The sequence below is a fragment of the Streptomyces sp. NPDC001100 genome (genome assembly GCF_053598575.1).
The window spans coordinates 1-13,194 of the sequence record NZ_JBSFKO010000047.1 but is presented as its reverse complement, the minus strand read 5'-3'; the positions used below and the strand labels follow the sequence as shown (position 1 = coordinate 13,194).

Here is a 13,194-nt window from a genome sequence, read left to right as displayed (position 1 = left end):
CGGCACTCCGCCGCTCACCGCACCGCCAGCACCGCCGACCCGTGCCCGAACAGCCCCTGGTTCACGGTGATCCCCACCTGTGCCCCCGCGACCTGCCGGTCACCCGCGTCACCTCTCAACTGCCAGGTCAACTCGCAGACCTGGGCGATCGCCTGGGCCGGCACCGCCTCCCCGAAGGAGGCCAGTCCACCGCTCGCGTTCACCGGTATGCGCCCGCCCAGGGCCGTCGCGCCCTCCCGCAGCAGCTTGGCGCCCCCTCCTTCTGCGCACAGCCCCAGGTCCTCGTACCACTGCAACTCCAGGGCGGTGGAGAGGTCGTACACCTCGGCCAGGGAGAGGTCCTCGGGGCCGATGCCCGCCTCCTCGTAGGCCGCGCCGGCTATCGACGCCCGGAAGGTCTCGTCCGGCGGTGGCGCGCCCGCCGCGGAGTCCGTGGCGATGTCCGGGAGGTCCAGCACCGTGTTGGGATAGCGCGGCGTCACCGTGGACACCGCGCGGATCCGCACCGGGTCCGCCGTCCCGTGCCGGCGCGCGAACTCCATGCTCGACAGCACCAGTGCGGCCCCGCCGTCCGAGGTGGCGCAGATGTCGAGCAGTCGCAGTGGATCGGCGACCACCGCGGAGGCGGCGACCTCCTCGGCGGAGACCCGCTTGCGGTAGCGCGCGTACGGATTCAGCGCGCCCAGGGCGGCGTTCTTCACCTTCACCTGGGCGAAGTCCTCCGGGGTGTCCCCGTAGAGGGCCATCCGTCGGCGCGCGTACAGCCCGAAGTACGTCGGGTTCGTCGCCCCGAGGACCCGGAAGCGGAGCCAGTCCGGATCGTCGTGCCGCTCGCCGCCGGCCGGCCGGAAGAACCCCTTGGGCGCGGCATCGGCGCCCACGACCAGCACCACGTCCGCGAGCCCCGACAGGATCTGCGCCCGCGCCGCGTTGACGGCCTGCGCCCCGGACGCGCACGCCGCGTACACACTCGCCACCCGGGCGCCCTGCCAGCCCAGCGCCTTCGCGAACGTCGCGCCCGCCACATACCCCGGGTACCCGCCACGCACCGTGTCCGCGCCGACGATCGAACCGACGTCCCGCCACTCCAGCCCGGCGTCGGCGAGCGCCGCCCGGGCCGCCGCCGTGCCGTACTCGACGAAGCTCCGCCCCCACTTGCCCCAGGGGTGCATGCCCGCACCGAGCACCGCCACGTCCCCCGTCATGCCGTCACCCCCGCAGGCCGCCAGTGCCAGGTCGTCCAGGTCGTCTCCGTGTCCTCGTCGAGCACACCGGGGACGACCTCCACCTCCATGCCCACCGTCAGATCGGAGACGGTGATCCCGGGAACCGCCTGTCCCAGCACCACGATCCGCTCGGACTCCAGCTCCACAGCGATCAACGCGTACGGCTCCCACGGAAGTTCCGGATCGCTCACATACGGTGACGGTGGCCGGTACCGGCTGTCCGTGTACGACCAGATACGCCCGCGCCGCGACAGGGGGACCTCCTCCAACTCGCCGCCCCGGCAGCCCGGATTGCGGCAATGCCCGTCCTCACGCGGGAAGAAGACAGAGGCGCACGCCGAACAGCGCGTGCCGAGCAGCCGGAAGGCGTCCCCGTCCCCGGTGAACCAATCGGTGACCACAGGTGTGCGTGTCCGCGACAACGTCCCTCCACAGCACTGGATCTGACGGAACGTCAGAAGTGTGCCACGGGCAACGGAAAATGAGCAGGGCGTTTCGGTGAACCAACGAGCCGCTTCCGGCGTCGTGATACCGGGAGGGACGGCCGGGGCCCACGGGGGTGGTTCCGGCCGTCCCTCCCGTTTCGCGCACGGCCCCCGGAAAGACTCCCTCCGCTTGATCGGATACAGTCCGCCGGGTGTCCGAAACTCAAGGCTCCGTCCCCAACTCCGCGCCGGACTCCCACTGTTCGAGCTGTGGATCGCCCTACGGAGAGGGCGTCTCCGGCTGGCCCCGCACCTGCCCGGCCTGCGGCACGGTCGCCTACCGCAACCCGCTGCCCGTCGCCGTCGCACTCCAGCCCGTGTACGACACGAAGGGCACCGCCCTGGTCGTCATCACCCGAACCGTCGCCCCCGCGCGTGGAGGCGTCGCCCTGCCGGGCGGCTACGTCGACCACGGCGAGGACTGGCGGCAGGCTCTCGTCCGCGAACTCAGGGAGGAGACCGGCATCGAGGCCGCGAGCCGCGACGTACGACTCGTCGACGCGATCAGCTCGCCCGACGGCCATCTCCTGCTCTTCGGAGTCCTCCCGGAACGCCCGGTCGAAACCCTGCCCAAGTCCGCCGCCACCGACGAGACGGAGGGCTGGCACCTCCTGCGCAGGCCGGAGGAGCTCGCCTTCCCGCTGCACTCCGTGGCCGTCAGGGCCTGGTTCGAGGGCCGGTACATCTGAGGTCAGCCCTCGCCCAGCCCTCGTATCCGCACCGGGCAGGACGGCGCGCTCACGCCGTCCTCCGACTCCCGCTCCACGACCACCCGCCGGCCCTCCCAGCGGGCGACGTACCGCTCGATCTCCGGTTCGTCCCAGCCGTCGCCCGCGTCCGGCACCACCAGCCCGCCCCCGGTCCGCCCACGGGCGGGCGCCCACACCTCCAGCTCAAGACCTCCGTCCGCACCGCGCACCGGCAGCACCGCACCCGCGCGCGCGAACACCGGGATCCGCGACAACGGGGCGTCGACGAGAACCTGGGCCGGCCCCTCGTAGACCCGCTCCGTCTCCGTGTCGTACCAGTGCCCCCGCGGCAACTGCACCGCACGCCGGTCCGACCCCGGGGTGAGCACCGGCGCCACCAGGAGGCAGTCGCCCAGCAGGAAGGCGTCCTCGCAGTCCCGTAGCGCACGATCCTCCGGAGCACCCCACCACAGGGGCCGCACGTACGGCGCCCCGGTCCGCCGCGCCAGATGCGCCAGTGTCATGAAGTACGGCAGCAGCCGCCGTCTCTCGACGAGCGCCACGCGCGCGTGCTCCAGCACGTCACCGCCGAACTCCCAGGGCTCGCGACGCCCCGCCCGCAGACTCGCGTGCGTACGGAACAGCGGCAGATACGCGCCCAGTTGGAACCAGCGCAGATACAGCTCGGGCGACGGACTCCCGTCGAAGCCGCCCACGTCCGGACCCGAGTACGGCACCCCGCACAGCCCCAGTCCCATCACCAGCGACAGCGAGGCCCGCAGCCCCGGCCAGCCGGTGGCCACATCGCCGGACCAGGTGCCCCCGTAGGCCTGCATCCCGGCCCACCCGGAGCGCGAGAAGAGGAACGGTCGCTCCTGGGGGGCCAGTTCGCGCAAGGTCTCGTAGGCCGCCCTGGCCATGCACAGCGCGTACACGTTGTGCGCCTCACGATGGTCACCGCCGCGCCCCTCCAGGTCGTGCCGGGCCGAACGCGGCAGCGTCGACTCCCCGAAGGCGGCGAACGACGTGGGCTCGTTCATGTCGTGCCAGAAACCCGCGAACCCCTGGGCGAGCCGCTCCTCGTAGAGCCTGCCCCACCACTCCCGCACACGCGCGTGCGTGAAGTCCGGGAAAACCGCCTCCCCGGGCCATACGACGCCCCGCACCAGCCGCCCAGAGGCGTCCCGTACGAAGGCGTCCTCGGCCGTGCCACTGTCATAGACGGCGTTCCCAGGCTCGGCCTTCACCGCAGGGTCGACGATCGACACCAGCCGGATGCCGTCCCGCCCCAACTCCTCGGCGAGCACCGGCAGTTTCGGGAACCGCTCGTGGTCGACGGTGAACACCTGGTGCTCGTCGTAGTGGTCGATGTCCAGGTGGACGGCGTCCAGCGGCAGACCACGCTCCTGGTAGCCGGCGACGATCCGCCGGACCTCCTGCTCGCTGCCGAAGCCCCACCGCGCGTGATGGTGCCCCAACGCCCACGCAGGCGGCAGCGCGGGAGCACCGGTGAGTGAGACCCAGGCGTGCAGCACGCGCGCGGGGGTGCCCACGATCACCCAGCAGCGCAGCGGACCACCGTCCATCCGCAGCTCGGACGCCCCGGCCCGGTCATGCCCGGAACCGGCACCCTCCTCGCCCTCCCGCAGTGTCACCGTGCCGTCCCAGGAGGTGTCGTGGAACACCAGATGCGTGGCCGCGTCGGCCACCACCAACTGCACGGGCATGGTGATGTACAGCGGATCGTCGTCCGGCCCGAAGGCCCGCCCGGGGTCGGTGTTCCACAGCCGGTACGTCCCGTCGCGCAGCCGGGGACCCGACGCACGCCCGCCGAGTCCGAAGAACCGGGCGTCCGCCGCCACCTCCGACCGCTGCATCCAGCGCGCCGTGCCCCCGCCCACCGGTTCCCACCAGCGCGGCGGCAGATCCCGGCGCAGCGTCACACCGCCGGGCGTACGCACCTCGACCGCTCCGTGCCGTGACACGGCGACCGTCACCCGCTCCGCCACGACCCGCCAGCCGCCGTCCTTGTCCGGCTCCAGGACGGCCCGGGGGTCCGGCTCCGGGCGTCGCCCCGCCAGCGCGTACGAGGGCTCAGGAGCGGCCCCGTCCCAGCCCCAGAAGACCGCCCCGTTCACGGCGACGGTGATGCGCAGCTCGGAACGGCTGAACCGGATAACCCCGCCGCCGGGCCCGGGCTCCGCGTCCCGCACCGGCCCGGGCACCCGCGCCCGCTCGGCCCCCCGCGCGGGCAGCCCGGTGGCGTCGGCCCGCTTCCTGCGCCACGCCGCCCGTACGGTACGCAACCCCTGCGCCGCCCCCGTTGAACCGACCACCTTCACCGAACGCACCAGGTCACGACCATCCATGCTGCTCACCCTGCCATTACGAGCCCCGGATAACCGCGTCGTTCAACTTCCGTTCACCCGTGGTGGGACCACATCTTCACGGCACGGATCATCTGGAACGTGCCCTGGTGCAGAAGTCGATCACATGGCATCGTCCGTGTCAGCCGCGTCACGCGCACACCCCCGCACGTGCGCGACCGACGCACACGACGCGCACAGTCCCGGGAGCCGCCCCATGTCGACCGCGAACCCCCTGCCGCTCTGGCAGCCAGATCCGGAACGCATCGCCCAGGCACAGGTCACCAGGTTCCAGTCCTGGGCGGCCGAACACCACGGAGCCCCCGCCGGCGGCGGCTACACGGCGCTGCACCGCTGGTCCGTCGACGAACTGGACACCTTCTGGCAGGCCGTCACCGAGTGGTTCGACGTCCGCTTCTCGACCCCCTACGCGCGCGTGCTCGGCGACCGCTCGATGCCCGGCGCCCACTGGTTCCCCGGAGCGACCCTCAACTACGCCGAGCACGCCCTGCGCGCGAGCGCCACCCGCGCCCACGAACCGGCCCTCCTGTACGTCGACGAGACCCACGAACCGACCCCGGTCACCTGGGCGGAGCTCCGCCGCCAGGTCGGCTCCCTGGCCGCCGAACTGCGCACCCTCGGCGTACGCCCCGGGGACCGCGTCAGCGGCTACCTCCCGAACATCCCGCAGGCCGTCGTCGCCCTGCTCGCCACAGCCGCCGTGGGCGGCGTCTGGACCTCCTGCGCCCCCGACTTCGGCGCCCGCAGCGTCCTCGACCGCTTCCAACAGGTCGAACCGGTCGTGCTGTTCACGGTCGACGGCTACCGCTACGGCGGCAAGGAGCACGACCGCCGCGACACGGTCGCCGAACTCCGCCGTGAACTGCCCACCCTCCGCGCGGTGGTCCACATCCCCCTCCTGGGCACCGACGCCCCCGAAGGCGCCCTGGACTGGTCGTCCCTCACCTCGGCCGACGTGGAACCCGTCTTCGAGGAGGTCCCCTTCGAGCACCCCCTCTGGGTGCTCTACTCCTCCGGCACGACAGGCCTCCCCAAGGCCATCGTCCAGTCCCAGGGCGGCATCCTCGTAGAACACCTCAAACAACTCGGCCTGCACTGCGACCTGGGCCCCGAGGACCGCTTCTTCTGGTACACGTCCACCGGCTGGATGATGTGGAACTTCCTCGTCTCCGGTCTCCTGACGGGCACGACGATCGTCCTCTACGACGGCAGCCCCGGGTACCCCGACACGGCCGCCCAGTGGCGCATCGCCGAACGCACCGGTGCGACCCTCTACGGCACCTCGGCCGCGTACGTCATGGCCTGCCGCAAGGCCGGCGTGCACCCCTCCCGAGACTTCGACCTCTCCAAGGTGCGGTGCGTCGCCACCACTGGCTCACCGCTGCCCCCGGACGGGTTCCGCTGGCTCCACGACGAGGTCCGCGACGACCTGTGGATCGCCTCGGTCAGCGGCGGCACGGACGTCTGCTCCTGCTTCGCCGGAGCCGTACCGACCCTCCCGGTGTACATCGGTGAACTCCAGGCCCCCGGCCTGGGCACCGACCTCCAGTCCTGGGACCCGAACGGCCACCCCGTGGTCGACGAGGTCGGTGAACTCGTGGTCACCAACCCCATGCCGTCCATGCCGATCTACTTCTGGAACGACCCCGACGGCACTCGCTACCACGACAGCTACTTCGACACCTACCCCGGAGTGTGGCGCCACGGCGACTGGATCACCGTCACCCCCCGGGGCTCCGTCGTCATCCACGGCCGCTCCGACTCCACGCTCAACCGCCAAGGCGTGCGCATGGGTTCGGCCGACATCTACGAAGCGGTCGAACGGCTCCCGGAGATCAGGGAGTCCCTGGTCATCGGCATCGAACAGCCCGACGGCGGCTACTGGATGCCCCTTTTCGTACACCTCGCTCCCGGAGCCGTCCTGGACGACGCACTCCTGGGCCGCATCAAGCAGACGGTCCGCGAACAACTCTCCCCGCGCCACGTCCCCGACGAGGTCATCGAGGTCCCCGGCGTCCCGCACACCCTCACCGGAAAACGCATCGAGGTACCCGTCAAACGCCTCCTCCAGGGCACCCCGTTGGAGAAGGCGGTCAACCCGGGTTCCATCGACAACCTCGACCTGCTGAGCTTCTACGAGGACCTCGCCCGCAAACGCGCCTGATCGCCCTCCCGTAGCGGCGGATCACCCTCCATAGGTGGCCTCGGACTCGCCCTCGCCGAGCACTGCGGCGAAGTCCGCGGCCAGCCGCACCGCCTCGGCCGGTTCGAGCTCGGCGACGGAGATCCGTACCCCCGGCTCCGACGACAGGCGGAACCGCGCCCCCGCGGCGACCCACCAGCCGTACGACCGCAGCCCGTTGACCACGGCGGACTCGTCCCGCACCGGCACCCAGACATTCATCCCGCTCGTCCCGTGGGCCTCGATCCCCCGGCCGCCCAGTTCAGTGAACAGAGTTTCCCGGCGCAGCCTGTACGCCTCCTGCGCCCGCGTGACCAACGCGCGCGTGCCGTCGTCCGTCATCAGCCCGTGGACGGTCTCCTGGAGGAGATGACTCACCCAGCCGGACGTCAGCAGCAACCGCCCGTCGTGCCGCGCCAGCGTGGTCCGATCACAGGCCGCGGCGGCCCACCGCAGGTCGGTGCCGAGGAACTTGCTCACCGTCCGCACGTGCACCCAGCGCGGCAACCCACAGGAAACCGGCGACCACAGGGGAGCGCCCGCCACGGCGGACGCGTGATCGTTCTCCACGACGAGGATCTCGGGCCCGTCCCGGAGCACCTCGACCAGGGCGTCGCGGCGCGCGGCCGAGAAGCTGCCGCCGTACGGATTCTGCGCCCGGGGGCTGTACACCACGGCACGCACACCCGCCCGGAGCGCCACACGCAGCGCATCGGGACGCAGCCCCTCGTCGTCCACGGCGACCGGCACGCTCCGCAGCCCCAACGCCGTGACCAGATCCAGCAGATGGTGATACCCGGGATCCTCCATGGCCACCGCGTCCCCGGGCCGCAACTCCACCGACAGCAACCGCCCGATCAGATCCAGCGCACCGTGCGCGAAGGTCACCTGCTCCACGGGCACACCGTCGCGTCCCAGCCAGTCCCGTACGGCCTGCTCCAACCGCGCGAGCCGAGGCGTCGACCGGTGCGAGCGCGCCCCCGGGGACAGCCGCGACGGCGGCGCCAACGCGGGCAGGAAGAGCGGGTCGGGGTGCCCGCCGGCCAGATCCCGCAGCCCCTCCGGGACCCGGGGCGGCCGGCGGGACGCCATCGCGGGGGCCTGTGCCACCACGGTGCCGCCCCGCCCGCGCGTGACGACGATGCCCCGCTGCCGCAACTCCTTGTACGCGGTGGCGACCGTGCCCGGACTCACCCCCAGCTCGTCCGCGAGCCGCCGCACCGGAGGCAGCGCGGCATCCGGTCCCAACACGCCCTCGGCCACGGACCGTTCGACGGACGCGGCAATCCCCTTGGCCGTCGTACCACTGATCCCATATTGTATTGCCACGTCATCAACTATGTATCAATACATAATGCGACGCAAGGGGGAGCAGTGAGCACGACCCGCCGCACAGCCGTACGGCCGAAACGCATACCCGGAGGACGCGACGGTCGCAGAATGCTCGCGATCGCTCTCGTCGACCGCACCGGCAGCGGCCTGTGGGCCTCCGTGTCCGTCCTGTACTTCACCTACGTCTCACATCTCTCCGTCGCCCAGGTCGGCACCCTCGCCGCGATCGCGGGAGCCATCGGCATCGCGGGGGCACCCCTGGGCGGTCGCCTCGCCGACCGCTTCCCGCTCACCCGCGTCCTCACCGCCCTCCAACTCCTGCGCGCCCTCGCCTCCTTCGCCCTGCTCACCACGGACAACTACGTCCTCCTGATCGCCTTCTCGGCCGCCGGCGGCTTCGGCGACCGCGCCGCCAACGTGCTCACCAAGCTCTACGCCACCCGCGTCGCCGGACCGCACCGCATCCGCTACCAGGCCATCAGCCGAACCGTCGCCAACGCGGGCTGGGCCCTTGGCGGTCTCGCCGCAGCGGCCGCACTCGCCGTCGGCACAACCGCCGCCTACCACTGGCTCCTTCTCGGCGACGCCCTCTCCTTCGTCGCCGTCGCGACACTCACCGTGCATTGCGGCGAACCCCCGTCACCACAGCGCGTCATCGCGACATCGAAGGACACGCCGCGTGCGAACAAGCCTCCGAACCCCTGGCGCGACCGCACCTACCTCGCCTACGTCACGACCGAGACCGTCCTCTTCCTCGACGACGCCGTCTTCAAGGTCGGCCTGCCTCTGTGGATCGCCCACGCCAGCGAGGCACCGCACGGCCTGGCACCCCTGCTGATGGTCCTCAACAACGTGATGGTCGTAGCCCTCCAAGTCCCCCTGGCCCGCTTCGGCGCCACCACGAAAGCCGCCCGCAACCTGCTCATACCGCTCTCCGCAGCCTTCGCCCTGGGCGGTACCACCCTGACCCTCTCGGCCACCGGTGGAGCCGTCAGCGCGACTGTGCTCCTCACCGCATCGGCAGCCGCCTTCACCATGGCGGAAATGCTGCACGCCACCGTCTCCTGGGAACTCTCCGTCGCCCTCGCACCCGGCACCGCGCAAGGCGCCTACCTCGGCGTCCACGGACTCGCCCAGTCGACCCAGCGCAGCGTCGGCCCACTCGCGGTCACCGCGGCCATCGCCGCCGGCCCCCTCGGCTGGACCGTCTTCGGCTCCGCCATCGCTCTGACCTGCGTGATTCAGCACCGTCTGGTCCGTGAGCCCCTCGCTCGGACGCCGTTGTCAGTGCCGCCGGTTACTGTGAGTGAGCATTGATCGACAGCGCACAGGGGGAAACATGGCGCACACCGACCACCAGACCATGCGACGCGTTCTGCGCCGCGAAATCGCAGGCACCATCGGCCTGTTGACCGACGAGCAGGACTTCCGCGCCATGCGGCGCTACCGCAGCTTCACCTTCGACGACCACACGGCCTACCTCCAGCAAGTAGAGGCACTCCTCAGGAGCCGAGCCTCCCAAGGCAGCCACACCAGCGTGGCCCTCTTCGACCCCCAGGAATACGCCGAGTTCTGCACCGACAGCGGCCTGGACCCCGACAACCCGTCCAGCCGCACCCGCTTCACCGCCGAACTCGCCACCACCGGCCCCACCCTGCCCTACGAGGGCCAACCCCTCGCCGACCTGCTCCCGGCCCTCGTCGACGAGGCCGTCCGCCAGGCGACCTGGGAGTACGTGACCACACTCCTGGCCCGCCTCGGTACCTGCGCCACCTGCGGCGAGGACATCGGCCGCGCGGCCTTCACCCGGGCCTCCGGCCTCCTCGTCCGCATCCTCGACACGGCCCGCCCCGGCAACCGCCACCTGGTCTGCAGCGTCTCGGGAACACCAGAAACCATCGTCTGCGCCCTCCACGCCGACCAGGACGAGGACGGATCCACCCACCTGGACGACGTCGAAGCCCTCGAATTCACCAGCGTCCTCGCCCTCGGCATCGCCACCCGAAGCCCCGGCGGCCTCGTCATGCGCACCACCAACCCCGACACCACCGACTGCATCTACGGCTGGCGCCTGCGTGGCGACGGCCTGGAACCCCTGACCGCCGGCGAGGTCTTCGACGCCTACTGCACCGACGTCGAATCCGGAGACCTCATCTCCCCGGAATCAGGAGTCGACTACTGCGTGCCGCCCGACCTCGGTGACCTGGAACAACCCCCAGGAGGACACCACCACTGAACACGCCAGGGGCGCCCCACCCAGTGGCAGGGCGCCCCTGAACCAGAACCGACGGACGGCCTCTGGCCTGACTACTCGCCGGACAGCACCGCCTGAGCCGCCTGACGCGCCTCCTCGGCGCTGTCCGAGGCCCGGGCCGCCAGCGCGGCCCGTTCGCACTGGGCCAGCGTGTACTTCGCCAGCGTCGACCGCACATACGGAATCGAAGCCGCGCCCATGGAAAGGGAGGTGACCCCAAGACCGGTCAACACACAAGCCAGCAGCGGGTCGGACGCCGCCTCGCCACAGACACCACAGCTCTTGCCCTCGGCCTTCGCCCCCTCGGCGGACATCGCCACCAGGTCGAGCAGCGCGGGCTGCCACGGATCCTGCAGACGGGACACCGCACCCACCTGACGGTCGGCGGCGAACGTGTACTGCGCGAGGTCGTTGGTCCCCAGCGACAGGAACTCGACCTCCTGCAGAATCGACCGCGCCCGCAGCGCGGCCGACGGAATCTCCACCATCGCGCCGAACTTCGCCCGCAGGCCCGCCTCCCGGCACGCGTCCGCGAACGCCTTCGCGTCCGAACGGTCCGCAACCATCGGGGCCATGACCTCAAGGTAGACAGGCAGTCCCTCGGCGGCCTTGGCGAGCGCGGTCAGCTGAGTCCGCAGTACGTCGGGGTGGTCGAGCAACGAACGCAGCCCGCGCACACCCAGCGCCGGGTTCGGCTCGTCGGCGGGCGTCAGGAAGTCCAGCGGCTTGTCCGCGCCGGCGTCCAGCACCCGCACGACGACACGCCCCTCGGGGAACGCCTCAAGCACCTGCCGGTAGGCCTCGACCTGCTTCTCCTCGGACGGCGCGTTCTTGCTGTCGTCCAGGAAAAGGAACTCGGTACGGAAGAGCCCCACACCTTCGGCCCCCGCCTCCAGTGCGGCCGGCACGTCAGTAGGACCGCCGACATTGGCGAGCAACGGCACCTTGTGACCGTCGGAGGTGGCACCCGGCCCAGTGGAAGCGGAGAGAGCGGCCTTGCGCGCGGCGGCCGCAGCCTCCAGTTCGGCCTTCTTCTCATCACTGGGGTTCACGAAGATCTCGCCGGTGCTGCCGTCCACGGCGACAACCGTCCCCTCGGCCAGCTCACCGGCCCCAGGCAGCGCCACCACAGCGGGCACACCGAGCGCCCGCGCCAGGATCGCGCTGTGACTGGTCGGCCCGCCCTCCTCGGTGACGAAACCGAGCACGAGGGCCGGGTCCAGCAGCGCCGTATCGGCCGGCGCAAGATCACGAGCGATCAGTACGTACGGCTCGTCGCTGTCCGGAACGCCCGGCATCGGAACCCCGAGCAACCGGGCGACGATACGATTCCGCACGTCATCGAGGTCGGCCACCCGCCCGGCCAGATACTCACCGGCACTTGCCAGCAGGTCACGGTAGGCGGCGAAAGCGTCGTACACCGCCCGCTCGGCCGTGCTGCCGACCGAGATGCGGCGCTCCACGTCCGTCATCAACTCGGGGTCCTGGGCCATCAAGGCCTGGGCTTCGAGTACCGCCTGGGCTTCGCCCCCCGCCAGATTGCCGCGCGCCATCAGGTCGGCCGCCACAGCGTCCACGGCTTGGCGGGCGCGCCCCTGTTCACGCTCCGCGTCCTCAACCGGAATCTGCTTGGCAGGCGGTTCCAGAACCGCCGTCCCCATGTGCCGAACTTCGCCGATCGCCACACCGTGGCTCACACCGACGCCTCGCAGCGTTGTCTCCATCTCACCCGTCTCCGATAGTGCGGCGGGTCCCGCCGCCGCGGTGGTTGTCCTGCACACCGTCATATGACGGCACTGACGTCACTCCCAGGAGAAGAGCCTGTCGCCGGCCTTCACATCGCCGTCCTCGCGGAGCTCGGAGAGAGACTCGGCAGTGGCCTCAAGAGCCACGATCGGGCACACCGGGGACTTGCCGGCGGCCTCGACGGCGGCAGGGTTCCAGCGCACGACACTCTGTCCCCGGGTCACTGTGTCGCCCTTGTTGACGAGCAGTTCGAAACCCTCGCCGTTGAGCTGCACGGTGTCGATACCGAGATGGGTCAGAACGCCATGCCCCTCGCTGTCCACGACGACGAAGGCGTGCGGGTGGAGGGAGACGATGACTCCGTCCACGGGAGAGACGGCCTCGGAGGGTTCACGTACGGGGTCGATGGCCGTGCCGGGGCCGACCATGGCCCCGGAGAAGACCGGATCGGGCACCTCGGTCAGTCCGATGGCGCGTCCTGCGAGCGGGGACGTCACGCTGGTCATGGGAAGCCTCCCAGGGGTGGAAATGTGATGGGGCCGTCACTGCCTGTCCCGGACGGCACACTGAGGAGCAGGGTATGTCATATGTAGTACCGGTTCCGCCCGAGAGGTCTGGATTAGTGGTCTAGACCACACCTCTAATCGATTTGCACCTGCTCGACGGCCGCATGTACAGTCGTACTCCTGCTTGAGGCCGAGCGACGCGACCAAGCGTCTTTGCCTGGCCTGGCAGCACCCAACTTGTCAGATCCTATCCCGGGGTCGCCTTCTGCATGCTCGCAGGACGGTGGTCAGGGGGCCGGAAAAACACTGATAGAGTTTGGAACACCGAAGGGAAGCCCGGAGGAAAGCCCGAGAGGGTGAGTACAAAGGAAGCGTCCGTTCCTTGAG

At 70.7% G+C, this 13,194-nt stretch carries 10 protein-coding genes; 4 read left to right on the top strand and 6 right to left on the bottom strand.

Features of this window, described 5'->3' with window-relative positions:
- Positions 1 to 14: 14 nt before the first annotated feature.
- Together ACWDEW_RS42535 and ACWDEW_RS42530 are read right to left on the bottom strand one after the other, a co-directional pair.
- Positions 15 to 1,205 (bottom strand): lipid-transfer protein, encoded by a 1,191-nt coding sequence (locus tag ACWDEW_RS42535; RefSeq protein WP_450520777.1) that lies wholly within the window; start codon positions 1,203 to 1,205, stop codon positions 15 to 17.
- Positions 1,202 to 1,627, bottom strand: a complete 426-nt coding sequence (locus tag ACWDEW_RS42530) for a Zn-ribbon domain-containing OB-fold protein (protein ID WP_450520775.1) — start codon at positions 1,625 to 1,627, stop codon at positions 1,202 to 1,204. Before ACWDEW_RS42530 ends, ACWDEW_RS42535 begins: the two co-directional genes overlap by 4 nt.
- A 236-nt stretch (positions 1,628 to 1,863) precedes the next feature.
- Between ACWDEW_RS42530 and ACWDEW_RS42525 the strand changes: the two genes are divergently transcribed.
- Positions 1,864 to 2,400 carry an NUDIX domain-containing protein gene (locus ACWDEW_RS42525; protein WP_450520773.1) on the top strand — a complete coding sequence of 179 codons (537 nt, stop codon included), beginning with the start codon at positions 1,864 to 1,866 and terminating at the stop codon, positions 2,398 to 2,400.
- A 2-nt stretch (positions 2,401 to 2,402) separates the two neighbouring features.
- On the opposite strand, the gene ACWDEW_RS42520 is transcribed toward ACWDEW_RS42525, so the two are convergent.
- Complete coding sequence (locus ACWDEW_RS42520) at positions 2,403 to 4,769, bottom strand: glycoside hydrolase family 31 protein (protein ID WP_450520771.1); 2,367 nt, start codon at positions 4,767 to 4,769, stop codon at positions 2,403 to 2,405.
- Positions 4,770 to 4,983: 214 nt separating this feature from the next.
- Here ACWDEW_RS42520 and ACWDEW_RS42515 point away from each other — a divergent pair, with 214 nt between their 5' ends.
- Complete coding sequence (locus tag ACWDEW_RS42515; RefSeq protein WP_450520769.1) at positions 4,984 to 6,951, top strand: acetoacetate--CoA ligase; 1,968 nt, start codon at positions 4,984 to 4,986, stop codon at positions 6,949 to 6,951.
- 21 nt (positions 6,952 to 6,972) lie between these two features.
- Here ACWDEW_RS42515 and ACWDEW_RS42510 read toward each other — a convergent pair whose 3' ends face one another.
- Entirely contained in the window at positions 6,973 to 8,298 is a 1,326-nt protein-coding gene (locus tag ACWDEW_RS42510; RefSeq protein ID WP_450520768.1) for an aminotransferase class I/II-fold pyridoxal phosphate-dependent enzyme, read from the bottom strand.
- A gap of 111 nt (positions 8,299 to 8,409) precedes the next feature.
- Between ACWDEW_RS42510 and ACWDEW_RS42505 the strand changes: the two genes are divergently transcribed.
- Complete coding sequence (locus tag ACWDEW_RS42505; RefSeq protein WP_450520766.1) at positions 8,410 to 9,618, top strand: MFS transporter; 1,209 nt, start codon at positions 8,410 to 8,412, stop codon at positions 9,616 to 9,618.
- A 22-nt stretch (positions 9,619 to 9,640) separates the two neighbouring features.
- Positions 9,641 to 10,537: a hypothetical protein gene (locus ACWDEW_RS42500; RefSeq protein ID WP_450520764.1), complete on the top strand. Its 897-nt coding sequence runs from the start codon at positions 9,641 to 9,643 to the stop codon at positions 10,535 to 10,537.
- 71 nt (positions 10,538 to 10,608) lie between these two features.
- On the opposite strand, the gene ptsP is transcribed toward ACWDEW_RS42500, so the two are convergent.
- Together ptsP and ACWDEW_RS42490 are read right to left on the bottom strand one after the other, a co-directional pair.
- Positions 10,609 to 12,279: a phosphoenolpyruvate--protein phosphotransferase gene (gene ptsP, locus ACWDEW_RS42495; protein WP_450520763.1), complete on the bottom strand. Its 1,671-nt coding sequence runs from the start codon at positions 12,277 to 12,279 to the stop codon at positions 10,609 to 10,611.
- Positions 12,280 to 12,357: 78 nt separating this feature from the next.
- Positions 12,358 to 12,807 carry a PTS sugar transporter subunit IIA gene (locus ACWDEW_RS42490; protein WP_359614162.1) on the bottom strand — a complete coding sequence of 150 codons (450 nt, stop codon included), beginning with the start codon at positions 12,805 to 12,807 and terminating at the stop codon, positions 12,358 to 12,360.
- Positions 12,808 to 13,194 lie beyond the last annotated feature (387 nt).